This window comes from Gordonia sp. NB41Y, assembly GCF_030718915.1.
GTDB lineage: Bacteria > Actinomycetota > Actinomycetes > Mycobacteriales > Mycobacteriaceae > Gordonia > Gordonia desulfuricans.
The window spans coordinates 1,925,056-1,945,427 of sequence record NZ_CP132196.1; the positions used below are offsets into that span (position 1 = coordinate 1,925,056).

Below are 20,372 nucleotides of genomic sequence, written 5' to 3' on the forward strand. Positions count from 1 at the left end.
TGAGGTGGTCGCGCTGGCGAGCTCGGCCGTCTGAGGTTTCGACACGCCTCGTCGCTACGCTCCTCGTCGGCTCAACCAGCAACCCACACTTGCTGATCGAGCAAAGCACCCGGTTGACGACCAAGCAGCAACGCTCAGTGGCTGATCGAGCCAAGCCCACCCCTGAGGTGGTCGCGCTGACGAGCCCGGCCAACCGAGGTTTCGACACGCCTCGTCGCTACGCTCCTCAACGGCTCAACCAACAACCCACACTTGCTAATCGAGCAAAGCACCCGGTTGAGAACCAAGCAGCAACGGCCAGTGACTGATCGACCATCAGGCGAGGATGCGGGCTATCGTGCGTTGTAGTCGAAGCGCTGTGCGTCGAGTTCTTTGGTCAGGGCGGGTTCGAGAACCCGGGCGGCGGTGGCGGTCAGATGTGAATCGTCCCGGTAGAACAGGATCTTGTTGCGGGCGGGCACGCACCGATTGCCGTCGCACAGCAGGTCGTTGACGTCGACGGTGAGGATGTCGCTGTCGCGGCCGCGGGCCTGCTCGGTGAGGATCGGCTCGTGGCGCGGGACGTTGTCGAGCTCGAAATCGCAACGGCTCCAGTCGTCGAGCGCCCCGGACATGCAATCGGCGACCTGGAAGCCGGGGTACGGGGTGTCGGCGATGTAGACCAGGTCGGCGCCTGTTGCCCGCAGTGTTGCGAGGGTGTCGTTCCAGGCGGACTCGGCGGTCTCGTATTCCGGCGCATACGTCGACAGCGACGAGACGATGACGATCTTCGGGTCGAGTGCGGTGATCGCGCGCAACGAGTCGGCCCGCCACTGCAGGCAGTCCTCTTTGTTGAACGGGTCGCCACGGCCGGGGACGGGCCGCAGGTTCTGCGCCGGGCACGCCGCCTTGGTGAACTGATGGATTCGCCAGCCGTGGGCGTCGCCGATGGTCCGGATGGCCTCCGACCACTGCTCGGCGTGCGAATCACCGAACAACACCACCGGGATTCCGTCGACCGGGCCGAACGTGCACTCACGCACCGGGTGGAGTTCGCCCACCGGGAGCAGACATTCGTTGGGCTCTGGCCGGTCGTCGTAGGCCTGGAACGGATTCGGCACCACCGGCCCCGACGTCTCGGCACTCTCCCGACCGAACACCGACTGATAGTTCAGGGCGGCGTTGGCGACGGTGTCGCGGGAGGCGATCTTGACCGTCACCACCCCGACCGTCATGGTGACCGCGAGCCCGACGACGAGGCCGGTGAGCCCCACCGAGATCGACGCCGACCGGTTGGCACGCAACGTGCGGTTGCCGATGATCGGTTCCTCGAACCAGAGCGTGGATGCCGTCGCGATGGCCAGCGACACGGCGCTGACCGCGAGCAGCGCAGGCCACGATGTGGTGCCTGCCACCGTCTCGAACAACACCAGCGCGGGCCAATGCCACAGGTACCACGCATACGACACGCGGCCGAGGAAACGCATCGGCGCGATCGACAGCAGTCCGCCGGCGAACCAGAACGACGACGGACCCGGCTTCTCCCCCACCGGATTCAGCTGGCCGGACGCGATGATCGCCACCGCGGCGGCGGTCGGGAGCAGCGCTGCGGTCCCCGGATACGGGGTGTGTGCGTCGATCAGCACCGCGGCCGCGACAACTCCGGCGAGACCCGCCCATCCCAGCACACCACCGACCACGCGGGCCACCACCGGGACCCGCAGGCACACCATCAGCAGCAGCGGCTCGATCACGGCGAGCAACGCACCGAACCCGAACTGCCACACCCGCGTGTAAGTGGCCATGTACGCCGTCGCCGGGTCGACCGGGGTGAGGTGGATGGCCCAGATCAGCGATCCGACGGTGAGCGCGCCGACCACCACACCGATCGACACCCGCACACCGATGACCTTGCGCAGCACGGTTCTGGACACGAGCGCAGCCGCGGCGAACACGGTGAGCGGCCAGACGAAGTACAGCTGTTCCTCGATGGCCAGGGACCAGAAATGTGTGGCCAGGCTCCCGTCGATGGAACCGGCCAGGTAGTCGGCGTTCTGCGCGAGAAAATGCCAGTTGGCCAGATTCGCCGCCGCGGCAAGCAGATCCAACGACTGCTTGAAGACACGCAACAGCGGCATGGTGAGGACCGCACCGATGAGCGACACCACGATGACCAGCGCGGCGGCCGGGATGATCCGCCGGCACCGTCGGGCATAGAAACCCTTGAACGACAACGTCCCGGTCTTCTCGTACTCCCGGATCAACAGGCCGGTGATCAGGAACCCGGAGATCACGAAGAAGACGTCCACCCCGACGAAACCGCCGCCGAGACCGGGGATTCGGGCATGGAAGAGGACGACGAGCAGCACCGCCACCCCGCGCAGGCCGGCGATGTCGGTGAAGAACCTCTTGCTCGGCTCGGTGGCCGCCGGCACGACCCTCGCCTCGGCAGTCGCCACGGGGCCCGATCCGGCACCCGATCCGTGGGCTGCGGTCACGGTGCCGTCCACGGCAGCACGATGTCGAAGGCGCCGAGCGCCAGCGCGGCGAGGAACACGATGACCAGCGTGTACCCGATCACCTCGATCGCGGTCACCCGATTGGTGTTGCGGCCCACCGGCCGACGGTCGGTGCGTTCGGGGCGGGGCAGTCCGTCACCGCTCGTGTCGTCGTGGTTCACGGCTCGACCCGACGACGTGTGCGCGCGGTGAGCACCCGGACGAACTCCACCAGCAACGGACCGGCGAGATAGGTGTAGGTGGCGACGAAGGACGCCATCAGCCAGAAGGAGGCGAGGCCGTAGTCGCCGACGTCGCGGACCAGCAACACCCAGAACACCACCAGCGACACCCCGAGGGAGAACACCCCCAACGCACTGATCGAGCGGGCCAGGGAGTTGCTGCGCCCCACCGCACCGGTGGGCACCCAGCCGATCTCGCGCCCGATCAGCTTGTGCCAGATGGCGACGGCGTGGGCGAAGCTGTAGGCCATCTGGATGCGCAGCACCTCGAACCGCCAGCGAGTGCGGGACACCAGCGGGAAGACGACGACGTAGACCCACAGGCCGAACAGGAACGGCACCAGCTGCCACGGCCGGATGTCCTCGGGAAAGAAGGCCACCATGATGATGCCCGGCAGGAACACCATGAAGACGTTGACCGCGGTGGTCAGGTAGTGGAACACCCCGGCCCAGTGGGAGAGCGCCTGCCGCAGCGTCATCCGACGGACCGGCTCGCGCACATGGGTGTTGCGCACCCGCGAGAGCGATCCCATACACCAGCGGTACTGCTGGTTGAGGAAGCCGGCGAGGTCGTCGGGGCACAGGCCGCGCGAGAGCACCACCGGCACATAGCGAATCGTGTAGCCCAACTGCTGCAGGTGCCGTCCGGTGTGCAGATCCTCGGAGTGTTCGATCGGGGTGAACCCGCCGATCCGCTGCAGCGCCGACCGCCGGTACACCGCCGAGGTGCCCACGCAGTTGGCGGCACCGAGCTTGTCCCGGGACGGCTGCACCCACCGGTAGAAGAACTCCTGGGTGGCCCCGGCGGTGCGCTCGACCCACCCCATCCGCTCGGTGGTCGCGAAGGTCTGCGGGCTCTGCACGATCGCGACCTGCGGGTCGTCGAGATAGGGCATGAGGTGGGCGAGGAAATCATGTCGCGGGCAGAAATCGGCGTCGAAGATCACCACGAATTCACCGTCGGACACCGAGAACGCGTGCCGCAGATTTCCGGCCTTGCGGAGATGTCCGCGATCGGGTCGGACAATGTAGCGGAATCCGAAATCTTCCGCGAGATCGGCGACCTCCGGCCGGTCGGCATCGTCGAGAACGTGGATCGCCAGCTCGCCGGGCCAGGCCATCGCCGATACGTTGCGGTAGGTGTTCTGCAGGATTTCGAGACTTTCCCCACAAGTCGGCAAGAAGACGTCGACGGACCCGAATCGCGCCGATGGGGGCGACCAGCCGGCGGCGAGTTCTTGATGTGAACGCCAGGTGACGCGCCGGCGACTGATTCCGGTGGCCAACGACAGCACCGTGCCGATCACGTTGATCGCGAGGACCGCCAGCACCGGTAGCAACACCGGTCGCGCAGTGGCGAATTCGACAAGGGACCAGGCGACCAGTGCGAAGGCCAGCAGGAGGACACCGTGAATCCAGCGTTGCTGGGCGCCGAGATATTCGTAGACCTCGTCGTCGGCGGGCGCCGAGACCGGGGGTGCACCGGCGTCGACAACACCGGCGTCGACAACACCGGATTCGGGAATGGCCGGACCCGGATTCTTCTGCCCCGATTCGCCGCCCTGTGGGTCGGCAGGCGCGGGCGTCCCGGCGTCGGGTCGTTCCCACATCGTGATGCCCACGCGAAACAGAATCGGGTACGAACAAGGTCATTGCAAATGTGGCGTCGGCGCCCGCTAACGTCGTCACGTGCATGTGCTGCGGAAAGCCCGACACATAGGCGTGATCGTGTCCGTCGGCGCCGTTCTCGCAGCGTGTTCTACGTCACATTCCGTGGCGGAGAATGCAGACTCCTCGACATCCGCACCATCCATCGATCGGACGATTCTCGCCGCCCGCGGTGAAGTGGTGTCGTCGAGTCCCGGCCTCGATTCCTGGGCGTCGGTGACGCCGGCCGGAACCCGCGCCACCCGGATCGTCTACCGCTCGACGTCGGGTGTGGACGGCGGTGCGACGACGGTGAGCGGGGCGGTGTTCGTCCCCGGCGGCGATCGTCCGGCGGGCGGCTGGCCACTGATCGCCTATGCGCACGGCACCACCGGTATCAGCCGCGACTGCGGACCGTCGGACAACGCCGAGATGTTCGGCGACATCGGCGCCGTCGCCTCCTTCGTGCAGTCGGGTTATGCCGTGGTCACCACCGACTACCAGGGCCTGGGCCTGCGCACCCGCACCGCCGCACACCCCTACCTGGAACCGCGGACCGCCGCCCACAACGTGATCGACGCGGTGCGCGCGGCCCGCGGGATCGAACCGACGATCGGCCCGAACTGGGTGGTGTACGGCGCATCGCAGGGCGGGAACGCCGCGTGGGCGACGGCCGAGAACCAGGCGTCCTACGGCGTCGGGAATCTTCGGGGAGCGGTGGCATCGGTTCCCCTGCTCGACGCCGGCTACCTGGTCGATCGCGCACAGGACGGCACCCTGACCGCCGGGCAGCGCTGGCTGTATCCGATCCTGGTCGGCGGTATCGCGCAGGCCGATCCGTCGATCGATCCCGACGACCACCTGCACGGTCCCGCCGCAGGCCGGCTCGCCACCCTGACCTCGTGTTCCGGCGACCGAGACGCGGTGGCCGCCCAGGTACGGTCGGCCGATGCGGCGACCTTCCGCGCCGACTCACCGGCCGCGGCGCAGGCACTGCGTACCGCGATCGCACGACAGTCGTTGCCGCAGACCGCCACCGATGTCCCCATCCTCGCGCTGTACGGCAGTGTCGACGACATCATCCCCGTCGACGTCATGGAGGTGACGCTCGGCGAGGGCTGCGCGAAGGGCGACACGGTGCAGCGCGTGCGCCTCGAAGGCCAAGGTCACGCCGCGAATTCCGGTGCGCTGCTCAGAGATTGGATCCATGCACGGTTCGCCGGCCGACCCACCGGTGGCGACTGTTGAGCCGCAACGGAATTCGAGCGATTGATCAACTCCGCCGGCGGGGCCCATCGCGCATGCTGCGGCGATGCCGGTTATGGTCTACGCAACATGGTGGGCTCGGGCGACCTCCCGGCCGGTGGTATTGAGGAGAATCTTCACAGCAATGAAGAGCTTGGTGAAGCGCATCGCGGCGTCGGCCCCGGTATGGGCCTGGATCGTGATGGCGGTCTGCGTCGTCGTCCTCATCGTCGGATTGGTGATCTCGGGAAACCGAAGCGCCCCGACCACGGCCGCGGCCACGACCGCTCCCGCGGGAACGACACCCGCATCCGCACCCACGACACCGGCCACCGTCGAATTCATGGATTCGGCCAAGGCCAATCCCACCGAACCGCGGACGATCGTCCTGCTCGGTGACTCCACCGGCGCATCCCCCACCGGGTGGGCACCCGCCCTGGGTCGTGCGATCAGCACCTCGCTGCAGCGTCCGGTCGCCACGGCCTACTGGAACACCGAGACCACCGCCTACGGCAAGCCGGTCTCGCTGGGCACCGGCCCCAACGGGCCCATCGGATTCTGGAACGGCAGCGCCGCCGGTGTGGACGCCGCCTACGCTCGCAAGCATCTCGACACGATGATCGGCAAGGACGTCACGCCGAGCATCATCCTGCTGGACTTCGGGCTCACCGAGGACACCACCAAGCCGCTCGCCCCGCAGATCCAGCCGCTGATCACCGACCTGCAGAAGAAGTACCCCGAGGCGGCGATCGCGGTGATCAAGCAGAACCCGCATCGCGACGGTTCCGACGCCCAGCAGATGTCGGGGTTCGCGGCGGCGATGGACACCGAGGGCATCCAGGTGATCGACGTGTACTCGGCGTTCCCCACCGATCCGGCGGCCCGCGCCCAGCTGATGAGCGACGACGTCAACCCCAATGCGGCCGGCCAGGAACTCTGGACCAAGGCCGTGCTGGCGGCATTCGGCCTCACCCCGGCCTGAGGGCGCCGTCCGACGCTGCGAATTTGGATCACTCGACGGACACCGGACTCCTTCCGCATCGGCGGTGAGCACGGCACAATGTTTCTATAGCAGTTCCTGAGAAACAGCCGTGAATACGTCGAGGAAATCTTATGCAACCGGTCCGGTCACGCACGATGCGGCGCGTTGCGATCGGTGCGACGGCACTGGCGATCGGCGGCGCGATGATCGGGGTGACCACCGCCCCGTTCCCCGCACCGGCCCCACCCCCTCCCGCATCGTCGCTGATCACAGCGCTCACCGCGGTGACCGGCGACCCCACCGAACTCGGTGTCGGTGACGCGCAGATCTACCGGATGAGCCGTGACGAGCTCGTCACCACCATCGACGACCTCTACCACCTGGGCGTACGTGAGATCCGCGTCGGTGCGCCGTGGACCTTCCTGCAGCAGGGCGGCTCCGACACCACGGCCTGGGAGACCCTCGACACAGTGATCGACGAGGCCCGCGCGCACGGCATGGACGTCTCCGTCGTCATCTCGCTGACCTCCCCGTGGGCCGGGAGCGCCGATCCGGTGCATGTGGCCGAACGGTTCACCGTGTTCGCGCAACGACTCGCCGGCCGATACAAGGGCAAGGTCTCGGCGTATGAGATCTGGGACGATCCCACCGGTGAGGGCCCGGCGCTCCCGATGACGCCGGAGGACGTGGGCAGCCTGCTCGAGGCCGCGCTGGCCGCGGTGGTGGCCACCGATCCGTCCGTACGGGTCAGCGCGCGAAGCATCCATCCCCAGGCCCAGGCGGTCCTGGAGTCACGCGCGGTCGCGACGGCGGAACCGAGCGCCGCCGCAGTTCCCGAGGCCTCCCCGCAGGCGTCGGCACCACCGGCCGTCGAGACCCCGGCGCCTGCGACCGACGCCCCCACGACGACGTCGGTCTCCCCGTCACCGACCACCACCTCGACCGCGGACAACGAGGCGCCCGCCACCTCCACGACGTCGGACTCGGCGACGACCAGTTCGCCGAGCACGCCGAGCACCCCGAGCGCGCCCAGCAACCCGCCGAGCGAACCGCCGGTGATCCCGACCGCGCCCACCGTGAGTCCCGGCTCCTTCGGCGATGTGCAGACCCCGCAGCCGACCGAACCCGAGATCACCCCGGTCGTCCCCGAGGACACCGACCCGGCGGGCACGTGAGACCAGAGGGCATCCGGCGGTGAGCCGAGCCCCGCGTGGCACGATCAGTGACGTGGCAACCGCAAAGCAGTGGATCTCCGGCGCCCGTCCGCGCACCCTCCCCAACGCGATCTCACCGGTGATCGCCGGCGTCGGTGCGGCGCTGTACGCCGGTGACGTGGTGTGGTGGAAGGCGGTGCTGGCACTGCTGGTGGCGGTGTCGTTCATCATCGGCGCCAATCTCGCCAACGACTACTCCGACGGCATCCGCGGCACCGACGACGACCGCGTGGGCCCCATGCGTCTGGTCGGATCGGGGGCGGCCGAACCCAAGGCGGTGAAGACCGCGGCATTCGTCTGCTTCGGCGTCGGTGCCGTGTGCGGCCTGGCCCTCGCGGTGACCACCGCATGGTGGCTGGTGGTGGTGGGGGCGATCTGCATCGCCGGCGCCTGGTTCTACACCGGCGGTCCGAAACCCTACGGCTACATCGGACTCGGCGAGATCGCGGTGTTCGTGTTCTTCGGTCTGGTCGCGGTGCTGGGCACCCAGTACGTCACGGCGGGACGAATCGACTGGGCGGGTGTGGCCTGCGCCGTCGGCGTGGGCGCGATCTCGACGTCGGTGCTGGTGGTGAACAACCTGCGCGACATCCCGACCGACGCCGAGTCCGGCAAGATCACCCTGGCGGTGCGGATCGGTGAACGGCCGACGCGGGTGCTGTATCTGACCCTGCTGGCGCTGCCGCTGGTGATGAGCCTGGCATTGGTGGCCGCCACACCGTGGGCACTGATCGGGCTGATCGCTTTGCCGCTCTTCGTGATCGCGGGCCGGCCGGTGGCCACCGGCGCCACCGGCCGTGCGCTGATCCCGTCGATCGGCGGTACCGGTCTGGCGATGCTCGCATGGTCGGTGCTGACCGCGGTGGCGTTGATCGTCGCCTGATCCGGTTCCCGCCGGCGACGGCGGCCGGCTTTCTCACCCCTGGGCGGCCATCGCCTTCGTGTCGGCGCTGCGACCCGGCAGGACGGCCCACGCCGCCAGCGCGCCGACGGCCAGAAGGACCGCACCGCAGGCGAACCCGATGCGATAGCCGTCGACCGGAACGGCCTGGCGGGCGGCGATGGTGACCAGGACGGCCAGCCCGATCGTGCCGCCGAGCTGCCGTGAGCTGTTGAGGATTCCCGAGACCAGACCCGCCTCCCCGGGTGCGACGCCGCGGGTCCCGACGGTACCGATGAGCACCATCGAGCCGCCGATCCCGATGGATGCGACCAGCGACGACACCAGCAACGCCCAGAAGTCGAACTCGCCGGGCATCCGCGCGAACAGCACCATGCCCACCGCCCCGACCAGACCGAGCACACCGATGCTGTTGCGTGCCCCGATCGCCGCGGCCAGCTTGCCCGACAGGGCGATACCGATCACCACCCCGACGCAGAACGGCAGGAACAGCAGTCCGGCGACGTCGGACTCCACGTCCCAGACGGTCTGCACGTACAGCGATGCGAAGAAGAATGCCGCCAGCTGTCCGGCGGCGAGCATGAAGCCGAAGATGTTGGCACCCAGCACGCTTCGCGCGGCCAGGATCCGCAACGGCATGAGCGGGTGGTCGGTGGAGCGTTCGACGAGGGCGAAGGCGAGCGCCCCGAGCACCGCGACGACGAAGGCGACGATCGTCGCGGTCTCACCCCAGCCGTGGTCGCCGCCACCGGTCACCGCGTAGACCAGCGCCCCGACCGCCGTGGTCACCAGCACCGCACCGGGGACGTCGAGGTGTCCGACGTCGCGGCGGCGCCCGGCCGGGACGCCCCGGGCGGCGGCGATGAGCGCGACCACCACGATCGGCACGTTGACGAACAGGACCGCCCGCCACGAGAACCATTCGGTGAGAAGACCGCTGAGGACCACACCGACCGCCCCGCCACCCGCGCCCGCACCACCCCAGAGCGCCATCGCCAGTTTCCGTTGCGCGGCGTCGTCGACCGTGGAGGCCAGTGCCAGGGCCGCCGGGGCGAGCAACGCACCGGCCACCCCCTGCACGGCGCGGGCGGCCACCAACAGGCCGGGACCCGAGGCGAGCCCGCCGGCCACACTGGCGACCGCGAAGACCGTGAGCCCGGCGAGCACGACGACCCGCCGGCCCCACAGATCGCCGAGACGACCGCCGAGCAGCATGAACCCGGCGAAGGTCAGCAGATAGCCGTTGACCACCCATTGCAGGCCGGATGCGCTGAACCCCAGCTCGGAACGGATGTCGGGGAGCGCGATGTTCACCAGCGACATGTCGAGGGCGACCAGGAACTGCAACGTGAAGATCGTCGCGAGCAGGGTCGGATAGTGGACCGGGCGGCCCCCGGTAGGTGACTGGATCACGGCACTCCCATCTCGTACGCGTACGTATTCGTACAAGTACCTTAGGGTAGGCTTATCCCCCGGAGATGTCGATACCCAGGCAGAATGGTCGCCATGCCGCCGGTGCCCTCACTGAGTCGCGACGAGATCGTCGACGCCGCGATCCGCATCATCGGCGCCGAGGGGGTCGACAAGCTGAGCATGCGACGCCTCGCCACCGAGCTCGACTCCAAGCCGATGACGCTCTATCACTACGTCGACAACAAGGCCGCGCTGCTGCAGCTGGTGCTCGACGAGGTGGCCGCGCGCATCCCGTGGACGCGACCCACCGGCCCGCCGCGCGAACGGATGATCACCGCCGCGGTGGACATGTATGCCGAGCTGTCGAGGATCTCGTGGATCGTGCCGATCCTGCGCGAAGGGACCACCGTGGGCGCCTCGGCACTGGTGGTGGCCGACAGCTTCGTCGAGGCCGCCCTCGAACTGGGTCTGGATGCGTCGTCGGCGATGTCGGCGTGGCGCTCGGTCTTCTACATCGTGGCATCCGAGCTGCAGTTCCAGGACAACCTGCGACGGCGCCCGCCGGGGGTCCGCTCATGGCACGAGACCATCGACCCGGACAAGCTCACCGACGTCCCGACCGTCGCCGCGCTGATCGACCGGCTACCCGAGTACGCCCGGGACTACAGCGTGCGCGAGGCCGTCGCCGCACAGATCGACGGGGTGCTGTTGCGGATGCGGCCGGACCGGTAGCCGCACACCCACGGCCTGAGTATCAGTTGCGTTCCGCGGGTACGAGTTCCAGGCATTCGACACCCCAGCCGAGCGGGGACGTCGACGCGACCGACCAACCGGCCTGCGCGACGAGCCGGCCGAGGTCGGCGAGGTTGCGGGGCGGGACACCGATCGCACCCAGCGTGACCAGGGCCTGCTCGGCGGCGCGGGCGTTGAGGCCGTCGAGTTCGGTGGATTCCATCAGGTACACGGTGTCGGTGACGGTGCGCAGGTCGTCGAGGTGTGCGAGAACCTCTGCGTCCGTGCGGTGTTCGAGTGCCGAGGCGAGCAGGATCGGGGTGTCGGCGGGCCAGGTGTCGGCAAAGGTGAGATCGTCGGAGTCCCAACTCTCCCGCAGCGCGCGCAGTGGTTCGGGATCTTCGACGACGACCAGTTCCGCAGCGATCTCGGCGATCCGCAGACCGTCGGCCACGACCAGCGCCGACGGACCGCCGAGCGCGATGCGGGATCGGTCGGCCCAGAACGGGAGTCGGGAGAGCGCCGGCATCAGGAACCGCAGGCCCTCGGCCTCGTCGACCAGCTCGGCGTACTCCGACGACGACGCGGTGACGGTGTCGCGCAGGGTGTTCCCGGTCCGCGTCGCCCAGCCGGTGCCACCGGCACCGAGACCGTCGGCCAGATCACCCAGGGCCACCACCTGATCGGCGTACAGCCCGACGAACTCCTCCTGGGCATGCTCGTCGTCGAGCAGTGCATCGCCCACCGCACCGGCACGGTAGTGGTCGGCGTCGACGCGCAGGATGTCGCAGTCGACGAGGATGGCCAGCAGCGGATCGAGTTGTCCGGCCGTGACATTCGCACGCCGTTCCAGGGTGTCGCGGGGAGCCGGCTCCAGTGCGACCTCGGTGAGCAGGCCCAGTTTCAGTGCCGCACGGGTGGCCAGCCACGGCACCGGTGAGGTGATCGGCGTGGCCACCGGACCGGCCGCCTCCTCGGCGGTGGCCGCATCGGCGTCGGACTCTTCGCGCACATGCCAGTACCCGGTGATCGCCATGTGTGACTTGGGGATTGCCCACTCCCGTTTGGCATGCCGACGGACCGGGAGCAGCGCCCGGCTCTCGGCGGCGGCCCACACGTAGACCGGCCCCTCCCCCGGTGTCAGCTTCTGTGCCGCGGCGAGCAGCGCCTCGGCGTCCCCCGGTTGGGCGACGACGAAGTCGGCCGAGTCACCGGGACGGGTGGCGATCGCCTGGATCGCCGCCTCGGTGGCGACGGTGATCAGTGCGTGTACCGGGATGTCGAGGGGCCGCTCGTCGAAGAACCGGGTGATCGCCGGTAGCGCGGTCTCGTCGCCGATCAGGATCAGTTCTGCGACGTCGTCGGGGAGGACCAGGGAGGCCTTGGGGCCGACAAACCACAGGTCGCTGCCCGGCACGGCGGCGCGCGCCCACTCCTCGGCGGGCCCGTTGGCGACCTGGCCGTCGGTGTGGACGACGAAGTCGAACTGTGCCTCGAGGACGTCGGCGTCGACGTGATGCGGGGTGTAGTCGCGGGTCACGCGGTGCTCCGACGGCAGCCAGTCGATGCCGTTGGCGTTCTGTCGGGGCAGCGCGTCGGCGATGTCGCCGCCGGGCGCGAAGATCAGTTTGACGTGGTCGTCGAAGGCCGGCGGCGCGAACGCCGGGAAGGACATGCCGTCGCGGGCGAATGCGCCGAGTTCCTCACCGCCGACGGTGATGCGTCGCATGCGGGGCGTGATGTCCTCGACACGGCGTACCTGCACGTGCCGCAGGACCAGGGAGTGAGCTCGGAATGCGGAACGACTCATCGACGGTGTCCACCCCTGTTCAGGTCTGCGTTGCGGTCGCAGACCACCGTACCGTGCAGGTTCCCCCGGCCATCACGGCAGCGTCGGCCGGTCAGACCCCGGCGGGTGCCTCGGGCAGGCTCGCCAGGACGGCGGCCTTGAGGTCGTCGGCAGTGGTCGCCGACTCGATCACGGCGATCGAGGCGGCGTCGCCGGCCTCGATGATGCCCAGCAGCAGGTATTCGACGCGCAGCCGGTTGTCGCCGCGTTCGCGGGCGACCCGGACCGCCGCCTCGAGTGCCTGGCGGGATTCGGCGGCGAAGCGGGGACGCATGCCGCGTCCACGAGGTCCACGACGCCCGCGACCGCCGGCGAAGGGGCCGTCGAATCCTTCTCCCCCGGGGCCGAACCCTCCGGGGCCGAATCCCTGGGGACCGAATCCTCGTGGTCCGCGGTCGTATCCCGGACCGAAGCCTGCACCGGGTCCGAAGTCTGCGCCGCCGGGTCGGAAGCCCGCGCCGGGTCCGAAGTCCGGTTCGCAGCCGCCGCCGCGTCGGCCGTGGGGGCCGCCATGTCCGTGTCCGCGCCCACGGCCTCGGCCTCGGCCGCGGCCACGCCGCATCCGGTCGGCCCAGCCGTCGGCGAGGTCGTCGCCGAATCGGTCACGGACCGCCTCGCGGACCTTGTCGAGGTCGATTCCGATGGAGCGCAGCGCTTCCCGGTCTTCCTCGTAGCGTTCGGCGGCGCTCTGCTCGGCGGCCTCCGCCGCGTCGGCGTCGTGCTCGCCGTGGTGGGCACGTGCTGCCTCACGGGCATCGGCCAGGGTGAGGCCGAGTCCGGTGAGCACCGCGAACAGCGGTGTCCGTGCATTGCCCAGCATGCCCAGGATCAGGTGGTCGTTGCCGACCTCCCGGTGTCCCAGTTCGCGGGCCTCGGCGATCGCAAAACCCATCGTCGCCTTGTCGTCTCGATTGAAGTGTTCGAACATTGTTGTTCTCCTTGGGGTTTCAAACCCTCAGCGGGTCTGTGGTGGTGAGTGCTTCTGATGCACGGCCTGGCGGCTGATCTGCAGGACATCTGCGATCGCCTGCCAACTCCAGCCCTGGTTTCGGGCGTTGGCCACCTGCACGTCCTCGAGGCGGTCGGCCAGGGTGCGCAGAGCTCTCACCGCGGCCAGCCCCTGTGCGGGGTCTGCGCTCGCGGCGGCTCCGGCCAGGTCGGTTGCCTCCGGGGAACTGGTGGTCTCGTCGTCGTGCATGTTGTCAGGTTATGTTGACGTCTGCTGGTTGTCAAGAATTATTGACGAACGACCCTGTGGATGAGCATCACGAGGCAGCGTCGGTTCTGACGCACACTCGTGGGATGACCGACCACGGCGTCTACACCAGGGCCGACCTCGACAGGCATGGGATCTCGGGGCGGGCATTGCGCCGCGCCCTCGCCGACGGCCGGGTCACCCGACCCGCCCGCGGCTGGTACGCGCGGGCCGACGCCGATCCGCGCGTCGTCGACGCGGTCACCGGGCATGGCGCGGTGAGCTGCCTGACCGCGTTGTCCATGCACGGCGTCTGGGTGCCACCCCATGACAAGGAACTCCACCTTCGCGGCAACAGTCAGGCGACGCGCGCGAACCCCGAGCGCTACTGTTCCCAGTACGGTCGGCCCGAGCCGGTGCACGCCCCGGTCGACCACCCGATCCTCGCCCTGCGACATGCGATTCGCTGTGTCGACCGCGACGAGATCATCGCGATCTGCGACTCCATGCTCAACCGATACTGGCGTTCGCAGGCCGGGGAACCGGACACCGACGAAGCGCTGCCCACTCCGACCGCCATCCGTGCGGCCTTCGCCGATGCCCCTGCCGAGGTCCGCGCACGTCTGGACTGGTGTGATGCTCGCGCACAGTCGGGTACGGAGAGCCTGGTCCGGGTTCGACTGCGTGGGAACGGGATCGCTGTCCGGTCGCAGGTGCACATCCCCGGGCTCGGGCATGTGGACCTGCTCGCCGGAGAACTCCTGATCATCGAGGTCGACAGCCGCGCCCACCACACCGGCGCGGAGAACTACCAGGAGGATCGACGGCGAGACCAGGTCTCGGCGTCGTCGGGATACCTGCGCATGCGGGTGACCTACGCCGACGTCGTCCACCACTGGCCGGCGACCGAGGCCCGCATCCTCAAGGCCATCCGCGCACGTCACCACCGTGCACCGCGACGCCGCAAGACGAGCTGACCGAGAACTGCGGACAGAAGTGTCACCTCACGGCCGGTTCATGTGGACTATCCACATGAGTCGGCCGTGAGGTGATGATCCTGTCCGCTACTCCGAGGCGATCGATTCGGAGATGTTGAGGCGGGCGGCGCGTCGGGCCGGGACGAGCGCACCGACGAGGCACAGCACCACCGACACCCCGACGTAGACCACGGTGATCGGCCGCGGCGAGTAAGCGATATCCAATGACGTGGTGGCACTGAGTATCTCGTCGGACAGCACATGCAGGACCACACCCATGACGAGGCCGATCACGGCACCGACGACGGCCACCGCACCGGCCTCGGCGAGCACCATCTGCGACAGGAACCGACGTGAGGCGCCCATCGCGCGAAGGACGCCGAGTTCGCGTCGTCGTTCGATCACCGACAGCAACAGCGTGTTGAGCAGAGCGATGGCCGCGGCGACCGACACGATCCACTGGATCGCCACGGTGAACGCACCCGACGCCTCGGCCTCCATCTTGGTGGCCGCCAGCGCCTCGGCGCCGCTGTAGACCTGCGGCACCACCCCACCGGTGGCCGGATGTGCCGCGGCGATCCCCTCCAGGGCGACGCGCACCCGCGCCTCGTCGGCGTCGGGGGTGGTCATCACCTGGAGGTAGGTGGCGCCGGGACGGTCGAACCACTGCCCGAGCAGTGTGCTCGACATCGCCGCGGTTCCGGAATCGATGGAGACGTAGTCGACGGTGTCGCGGACCACGAGGTCGTGGTATCCGGTCGGGGTGGCCAGCCGGAGGGTGGAACCGACGTGGGCGTCGAGGGTACGGGCCAGCACGTTGGAGAGCAGGATGCCGTCACCGGCCAGCACCTGTTGCACCGCCTCGGCACTCGCCTTGCGCATGAACGGCGCCTTGGAGCCGGGCACGAGGCCCTGCATCAGCACCCGCGCGTCACCGATGTTCACCGACGCCCACTGTCCCGGAATCACCTCGGCGACACCGGGAACCGCACGGACCTCGCCGGCGATCTGTTCCGGGAGGACGGGCCCGAGCGGCACCTGCTCCTTGCCGGTGGACGAGACATAGAAGTCCGGATCACCCAGGCCGTCCAGGGATTTCGAGATCGATCCGACGAGATTGTCCAGCGCACCCGATGTTCCGATACCGACCGCGATCGCCACCGCGACGGTCATCAGGGTGGCCCAGGCGCGGCGCGGTGCGCGTTCGGTGTTGACCGACGCGAGCCGTCCGGGACCGCCGAACAGCCGGGCCAGCCGCACCACCATCCCGACGAGCGGCTTGGTGAGCGCGAAACACAACAGGAGCGCGCCGATCGCGTAGACCGCGCCGGCCAGGATCGCGGGACGGTCGGGCACCGTCGCCACGATCACCCACGATCCGATCAGGCCGACGATCCCGGCGATCGCGGACACCCACACCAGCGGGCCGCGCCGCGACGAGGCGTCCGCGGCGGCCTCACCCTGCGACATCGCCTCGACCGGCGACACCGAGAACACCGACCGCGCAGCCAGACTCGTCGCCGCCACACAGGCGATCACACACGCCACCACGGCCACCACCGGCGCATACCCGGGCAGGTGGTAGCCGATCTCGATGGACACCTGATCGCGGTTCAGCGCGGGCACGGTGGAGATCGCCCAGCGGCCGGCCGCCCACCCCAGCGGCACACCGATCAGACCACCCACGAGACCGAACAGCGCCGCCTCACCGAGCATGTCGCCGACGAGATCACCACGACGGGCGCCGAGCGCGCGAACCATCGCCAGCGACTGCCGCCGCGACGCGACCGCCATGTTCATGGTGTTGAACACCAGGAACGCGGCGATCACCAGCGACACCAGCGAGACGAGCAGCGTGGCATCACGGGTCACCGAACTGGCCACCTCGGCCTGTTCTGCACGGAAATCCGGGTTCACCACCACCGCCCGGCCGTCGACGACCCGCTCGATCCCCGAACGCACGGTGGCCACATCGGCCCCCGGCGCCACCACGACCAGGACGGAGTCCACCCGACCGTCCATCCCGGTGAGTCGTTGCGCCAGACCGAGATAGGCGAAGATGTAGTTGCCCTGGTTGAGTTCGTCCGCGGAGCCCCCGGGTACCACCCGCAACACCCGAACCTCGGTGTCGCCGATCGAGACCTGTTGTCCCTCATGGAGTCCGGTCCCCGGTCCGGCGATGATCCCGTCGGCCAGGTCGTCCAGCGACACCGACGGGCCACCGGCCTCGGCCGCTGCGGCGACCTCCCCCGACAACGACGTCACCTGATAGTCCGAACCCAGCAGCGGGATGGTGCGGTCGCCGATGGTCACCGACCCGCGCACCATCGGCACCGCGGCCTTGACGTCGGGGACGTCACGACGGATCTGGCCGACGAGGTCCTGTTCCACACCGGAGTCGGCGATGGCGGCGACCTCGAGGTCGGCGGTGCCGGCGATCGCGGCGTTGAACTGACGCACCGACGCCGTCAGGGACCCGTAGGTGCCGAGCACCGCGACGAGCAGCGCCGACGACACGATCACCACGATCAGCGAGGTGAACAGGCGTAGTCGGTGGGTGCGGATCTCGCGCAGGTTGAGCAGGCGGACGCGGCCCAGACCCGCGCCGAGCCGGGCCGGCACCGACCTCACGCGATCTTTCCGTCCCGCACGGTGATGGTCTGGTCGGCGACCGATGCAGCGTTGGGATCATGGGTCACCATCACCACCAGCCGGTCGCCACCCTCGTGGGCGACGTCGGAGAGCAGTTCGAGAACCGATGCGCCGGTGGCGGAGTCGAGGTTGCCGGTGGGCTCGTCGGCGAGCAGGATGGCCGGTTCCATGATCAGCGACCGCGCAATGGCCACCCGCTGCATCTGTCCGCCGGACAACTCCGACGGACGATGGTCGACGCGGTCGCCGAGGCCGACCCGCTCGAGCAGCTCGATGGCGCGCGGTTTGGCCTTGCGCAGCGACTGACTGTCGAGCAGTCGGGGCAGGGCGACGTTCTCCCACGCCGACATGGTGGGGACGAGATTGAAGAACTGGAAGACGAAGCCGACGGTGGTGCGCCGGAACTCCGACGCCGCGGCGTCGTCGAGCGACCCGAGGTCGACACCGGCGACCCGGATGGTTCCCGACGTCGGGGTGTCGAGGGCCCCCATGAGGTGCAGCAGCGTCGACTTGCCCGCGCCCGACGGTCCGACCACGGAGACGAACCGACCGCCCGCGAGACTCAGGTCGAGGCCGTCGAGTGCACGCACCCGCTCCTCGCCCAGCCGGTACTCACGTACCAGATCGATCGCCTCGACCAGATTCTGCTCCCCGTCAGCCACGGGAGTGATCGTAGCCGGACCACCGAACCGCGAGCAGCGGTCAGTCGATCCAGCGTCCGGTGGCGAAGAACTCCTCGAGTACCGCGGCGGGCCCGGCCGGATCGAGTTGCTGCGCCGCGAGCCAGTCGTCGTCGAAGTAGGTGGTGGCATACCGGTCACCGGAATCGCACAGCAGCGTCACGACGCTGCCGGCGCGACGCTCGGCGACCATCTCCGCGACCAGCGCCAGCGCACCCCACATGTTGGTGCCGGTGGATCCGCCGACGCGGCGGCCGAGCCGGTCACTGATCGCATGGGTGGCGGCGATCGAGGCGGCGTCGGGCACACCGATCATCCGGTCGATCACCTGCGAGACGAACGACGGTTCCACGCGTGGGCGACCGATACCCTCGATCCGCGACCCCGCGTCGGAGGTGATCGAACCGTCACCGGCGGCATAGGCGGGCAGGAACACCGAGTTCTCCGGGTCGACGACGGCCAGCCAGGTGGGATGGCGGCGGTAGCGCAGGTAGCGGCCGAGGGTCGCCGACGTGCCGCCGGTACCCGCGCCGACCACGATCCAGGTGGGGATCGGATGCTCCTCGTCGGCCATCTGCGCGAAGATCGACTCGGCGATGTTGTTGTTGCCGCGCCAGTCGGTGGCACGCTCGGCCATCGTGAACTGGTCGATGAAATGACCGCCCAGTTCACGCTCGAGCCGCAGCGCCTCGTCGTACACCTGGTTGGCACGTTCGACGAGGTGGCACCGGCCGCCCTGCCGTTCGATCAGCGCGGTCTTGGCCGGCGAGGTGGACGCGGCCATCACCGCGATGAACGGGACGCCGATCAGCCGCGCGAAGTAGGCCTCGCTGACCGCTGTCGAGCCCGAGGACGCCTCGATCACCGGGGTGCCCTCGGTGATCCAGCCGTTGCAGATCGCATAGAGGAACAACGAGCGCGCCAGCCGGTGCTTGAGCGAGCCGGTGGGATGGGTGCTCTCGTCCTTGAGGTAGAGGTCGACGCCGGTGGGACGGCCGTCGTCGGCGGTCCAGCGGGACCATTCCGGGAGTTCGACACGCAACAGGTGGGTGTCGGCGCTGCGTCGGGTGTCGGCGTCGATCAGCCGGACCGCGTTGTCGGCCCAGGCACGGTCGAGGCGGCGGTCGATGTCGACGGTCCGGGCCCCGGCCGGCCGCACATCACCGGTCATGCTCAGTTGCCGCCGCGCAGGCGCGACTGGAGATCCTCGTGGCGGGCACGGCGCTGTCCGTCGACGATGGCGATCTGGTTGTTGACGCGCACCCGGAGCTTCTTGAAGACCACCATGCCCATCGGCAGGGCGATCAGCACCCCGAAGACCGCGGCCACCAGCAGGGGCACGTCGACACCCGCGAGTTTTCCGACGCCCCAGATGATCGCGGCGAGCGCCACGACCAAGACCAGACGGGCGACGGTGTACAGCGCGATCGACAGGGTGAGGTCACCCGCACCGACGTGCTCTTTCTGCTCTTCACTCACGCCCTCCAGGGTACGTCCCCGCGATCAGGTCACCGACCGGACGCCCGATCGGGCGGCCGGGGCACCGATTGCCCGGATTCGGGGGACAGGTTGACGGGGCGGAACGTCGGCTCGACGCGAGCCGGGACGATGTCAACCGTTCCGGCCCCGAGGGGTCATGTGTAAAACTGTGCCATCGCGGTGGTCCGAACGAGGGACATCGTCCACTGTTTGACGCCACGGACCACAAAAGGATGCACCTGCGGTTCCCAAGGGTCGGTAAAAGCCGCTGGTCCTGGCTTCATGCAGGTCACAGGCCTCTTTACGCTTCCTTTACCTCCTCCTGAATGTTCGAGTACCTGGGCGATTTGCGTGTATTCATGGTGGCAAGCGCGCACCGCGCGACCGTGTCGGAGGCGTCCGGTTTCCGACCATGACAAAGGGAGTCCCATGACCGCCATCGAACCGAACACCGCAGGCGTCATCACCCCCGGCCTCGCGAGCCAGCACACGCTGACTCCTGGACAGGTGGCCGCGATGTTCAACGTCAACCCCAAGACCGTTGCTCGCTGGGCCACCTCCGGAATCCTCGGCTCCATCCGCACCCCGGGCGGACACCGCCGCTTCCGCGAGGAAGACGTCGTCGCCCTGCTCAACCGCCGCGTCCCCTGACCGCCACCTCCACGACATCACCGGTCCGCCGACACC

The 20,372-nt window shown here is 68.8% G+C and carries 19 protein-coding genes; 7 read left to right on the top strand and 12 right to left on the bottom strand.

The features are described 5' to 3' along the window. Positions 1-332: 332 nt before the first annotated feature. Genes Q9K23_RS08160 through Q9K23_RS08170 form a run of 3 tightly spaced genes read right to left on the bottom strand, consistent with a single transcriptional unit; the run spans position 333 to position 4,341 of the window. On the bottom strand, positions 333-2,438 hold the full coding sequence (locus Q9K23_RS08160) for an acyltransferase family protein (protein ID WP_053776673.1): 2,106 nt from the start codon (positions 2,436-2,438) through the stop codon (positions 333-335). Between the two features lie 35 nt (positions 2,439-2,473). Beyond that, complete coding sequence (locus tag Q9K23_RS08165; RefSeq protein WP_020791672.1) at positions 2,474-2,659, bottom strand: hypothetical protein; 186 nt, start codon at positions 2,657-2,659, stop codon at positions 2,474-2,476. Continuing rightward, positions 2,656-4,341 (bottom strand): cellulose synthase catalytic subunit, encoded by a 1,686-nt coding sequence (locus Q9K23_RS08170; protein WP_020791677.1) that lies wholly within the window; start codon positions 4,339-4,341, stop codon positions 2,656-2,658. Before Q9K23_RS08170 ends, Q9K23_RS08165 begins: the two co-directional genes overlap by 4 nt. 226 nt (positions 4,342-4,567) lie before the next feature. On the opposite strand from Q9K23_RS08170, the gene Q9K23_RS08175 reads away from it, so the two are divergent. Then, complete coding sequence (locus tag Q9K23_RS08175; RefSeq protein ID WP_244882491.1) at positions 4,568-5,614, top strand: lipase family protein; 1,047 nt, start codon at positions 4,568-4,570, stop codon at positions 5,612-5,614. A gap of 78 nt (positions 5,615-5,692) precedes the next feature. On the opposite strand, the gene Q9K23_RS08180 is transcribed toward Q9K23_RS08175, so the two are convergent. Then, a complete protein-coding gene (locus Q9K23_RS08180; RefSeq protein WP_261977765.1) occupies positions 5,693-5,968 on the bottom strand; it encodes a hypothetical protein in 276 nt (91 codons plus the stop codon). On the opposite strand from Q9K23_RS08180, the gene Q9K23_RS08185 reads away from it, so the two are divergent. The 3 genes from Q9K23_RS08185 to Q9K23_RS08195 all read left to right on the top strand — a co-directional run bounded on the left by Q9K23_RS08185 (position 5,955) and on the right by Q9K23_RS08195 (position 8,690). Next, positions 5,955-6,593, top strand: coding sequence for an SGNH/GDSL hydrolase family protein (locus Q9K23_RS08185; protein WP_315971993.1), 639 nt, complete (start codon positions 5,955-5,957; stop codon positions 6,591-6,593). The genes Q9K23_RS08180 and Q9K23_RS08185 overlap by 14 nt on opposite strands. Positions 6,594-6,748: 155 nt before the next feature. Next, on the top strand, positions 6,749-7,768 hold the full coding sequence (locus Q9K23_RS08190) for a hypothetical protein (protein ID WP_305950467.1): 1,020 nt from the start codon (positions 6,749-6,751) through the stop codon (positions 7,766-7,768). Positions 7,769-7,820: 52 nt separating this feature from the next. Continuing rightward, complete coding sequence (locus Q9K23_RS08195) at positions 7,821-8,690, top strand: 1,4-dihydroxy-2-naphthoate polyprenyltransferase (RefSeq protein WP_020793320.1); 870 nt, start codon at positions 7,821-7,823, stop codon at positions 8,688-8,690. 33 nt (positions 8,691-8,723) lie between these two features. Here Q9K23_RS08195 and Q9K23_RS08200 read toward each other — a convergent pair whose 3' ends face one another. Next, on the bottom strand, positions 8,724-10,121 hold the full coding sequence (locus Q9K23_RS08200; protein WP_053776666.1) for an MFS transporter: 1,398 nt from the start codon (positions 10,119-10,121) through the stop codon (positions 8,724-8,726). A 93-nt stretch (positions 10,122-10,214) separates the two neighbouring features. Between Q9K23_RS08200 and Q9K23_RS08205 the strand changes: the two genes are divergently transcribed. Further along, entirely contained in the window at positions 10,215-10,853 is a 639-nt protein-coding gene (locus tag Q9K23_RS08205; RefSeq protein WP_053776670.1) for a helix-turn-helix domain-containing protein, read from the top strand. Between the two features lie 22 nt (positions 10,854-10,875). Here the strand turns inward: Q9K23_RS08205 and Q9K23_RS08210 are convergent, their stop codons facing one another. The 3 genes from Q9K23_RS08210 to Q9K23_RS08220 form a co-directional block, all read right to left on the bottom strand. Next, the gene (locus Q9K23_RS08210; RefSeq protein ID WP_053776665.1) at positions 10,876-12,663 is read right to left on the bottom strand and encodes a siderophore-interacting protein; all 1,788 of its coding nucleotides are present in this window, start codon (positions 12,661-12,663) and stop codon (positions 10,876-10,878) included. 91 nt (positions 12,664-12,754) lie between these two features. Next, a complete protein-coding gene (locus tag Q9K23_RS08215) occupies positions 12,755-13,630 on the bottom strand; it encodes a Clp protease N-terminal domain-containing protein (RefSeq protein ID WP_053776664.1) in 876 nt (291 codons plus the stop codon). Positions 13,631-13,657: 27 nt separating this feature from the next. Then, positions 13,658-13,900, bottom strand: coding sequence for a hypothetical protein (locus Q9K23_RS08220; RefSeq protein ID WP_020793814.1), 243 nt, complete (start codon positions 13,898-13,900; stop codon positions 13,658-13,660). A gap of 104 nt (positions 13,901-14,004) precedes the next feature. Between Q9K23_RS08220 and Q9K23_RS08225 the strand changes: the two genes are divergently transcribed. Continuing rightward, positions 14,005-14,874, top strand: a complete 870-nt coding sequence (locus Q9K23_RS08225; RefSeq protein ID WP_053776663.1) for a type IV toxin-antitoxin system AbiEi family antitoxin domain-containing protein — start codon at positions 14,005-14,007, stop codon at positions 14,872-14,874. An 87-nt stretch (positions 14,875-14,961) separates the two neighbouring features. Here Q9K23_RS08225 and Q9K23_RS08230 read toward each other — a convergent pair whose 3' ends face one another. From Q9K23_RS08230 to Q9K23_RS08245, 4 genes are read right to left on the bottom strand one after another with little or no spacing between them, the layout of a single operon-like run. Further along, on the bottom strand, positions 14,962-17,496 hold the full coding sequence (locus tag Q9K23_RS08230; RefSeq protein ID WP_082365765.1) for an FtsX-like permease family protein: 2,535 nt from the start codon (positions 17,494-17,496) through the stop codon (positions 14,962-14,964). A gap of 5 nt (positions 17,497-17,501) precedes the next feature. After that, positions 17,502-18,188 carry an ABC transporter ATP-binding protein gene (locus Q9K23_RS08235; protein WP_020791029.1) on the bottom strand — a complete coding sequence of 229 codons (687 nt, stop codon included), beginning with the start codon at positions 18,186-18,188 and terminating at the stop codon, positions 17,502-17,504. 40 nt (positions 18,189-18,228) lie between these two features. Beyond that, on the bottom strand, positions 18,229-19,377 hold the full coding sequence (locus tag Q9K23_RS08240) for a PLP-dependent cysteine synthase family protein (RefSeq protein WP_020791026.1): 1,149 nt from the start codon (positions 19,375-19,377) through the stop codon (positions 18,229-18,231). Between the two features lie 2 nt (positions 19,378-19,379). Beyond that, positions 19,380-19,685, bottom strand: coding sequence for a DUF4229 domain-containing protein (locus Q9K23_RS08245; RefSeq protein ID WP_020791027.1), 306 nt, complete (start codon positions 19,683-19,685; stop codon positions 19,380-19,382). A 429-nt stretch (positions 19,686-20,114) separates the two neighbouring features. Between Q9K23_RS08245 and Q9K23_RS08250 the strand changes: the two genes are divergently transcribed. Then, the gene (locus Q9K23_RS08250; RefSeq protein WP_020791036.1) at positions 20,115-20,336 is read left to right on the top strand and encodes a BldC family transcriptional regulator; all 222 of its coding nucleotides are present in this window, start codon (positions 20,115-20,117) and stop codon (positions 20,334-20,336) included. The last annotated feature ends 36 nt before the right edge of the window (positions 20,337-20,372 follow it).

Bases quoted from the DNA above. Each gene is read 5' to 3' on its own strand.
- Q9K23_RS08185 (WP_315971993.1), top strand. From the start codon at position 5,955: ATGGATTCGGCCAAGGCCAATCCCACCGAACCGCGGACGATCGTCCTG.
- Q9K23_RS08190 (WP_305950467.1), top strand. From the start codon at position 6,749: ATGCGGCGCGTTGCGATCGGTGCGACGGCACTGGCGATCGGCGGCGCG.
- Q9K23_RS08205 (WP_053776670.1), top strand. From the start codon at position 10,215: ATGCCGCCGGTGCCCTCACTGAGTCGCGACGAGATCGTCGACGCCGCG.
- Q9K23_RS08210 (WP_053776665.1), bottom strand. From the start codon at position 12,663: ATGAGTCGTTCCGCATTCCGAGCTCACTCCCTGGTCCTGCGGCACGTG.
- Q9K23_RS08215 (WP_053776664.1), bottom strand. From the start codon at position 13,630: ATGTTCGAACACTTCAATCGAGACGACAAGGCGACGATGGGTTTTGCG.
- Q9K23_RS08220 (WP_020793814.1), bottom strand. From the start codon at position 13,900: ATGCACGACGACGAGACCACCAGTTCCCCGGAGGCAACCGACCTGGCC.
- Q9K23_RS08225 (WP_053776663.1), top strand. From the start codon at position 14,005: ATGACCGACCACGGCGTCTACACCAGGGCCGACCTCGACAGGCATGGG.
- Q9K23_RS08240 (WP_020791026.1), bottom strand. From the start codon at position 19,377: ATGACCGGTGATGTGCGGCCGGCCGGGGCCCGGACCGTCGACATCGAC.
- Q9K23_RS08250 (WP_020791036.1), top strand. From the start codon at position 20,115: ATGACCGCCATCGAACCGAACACCGCAGGCGTCATCACCCCCGGCCTC.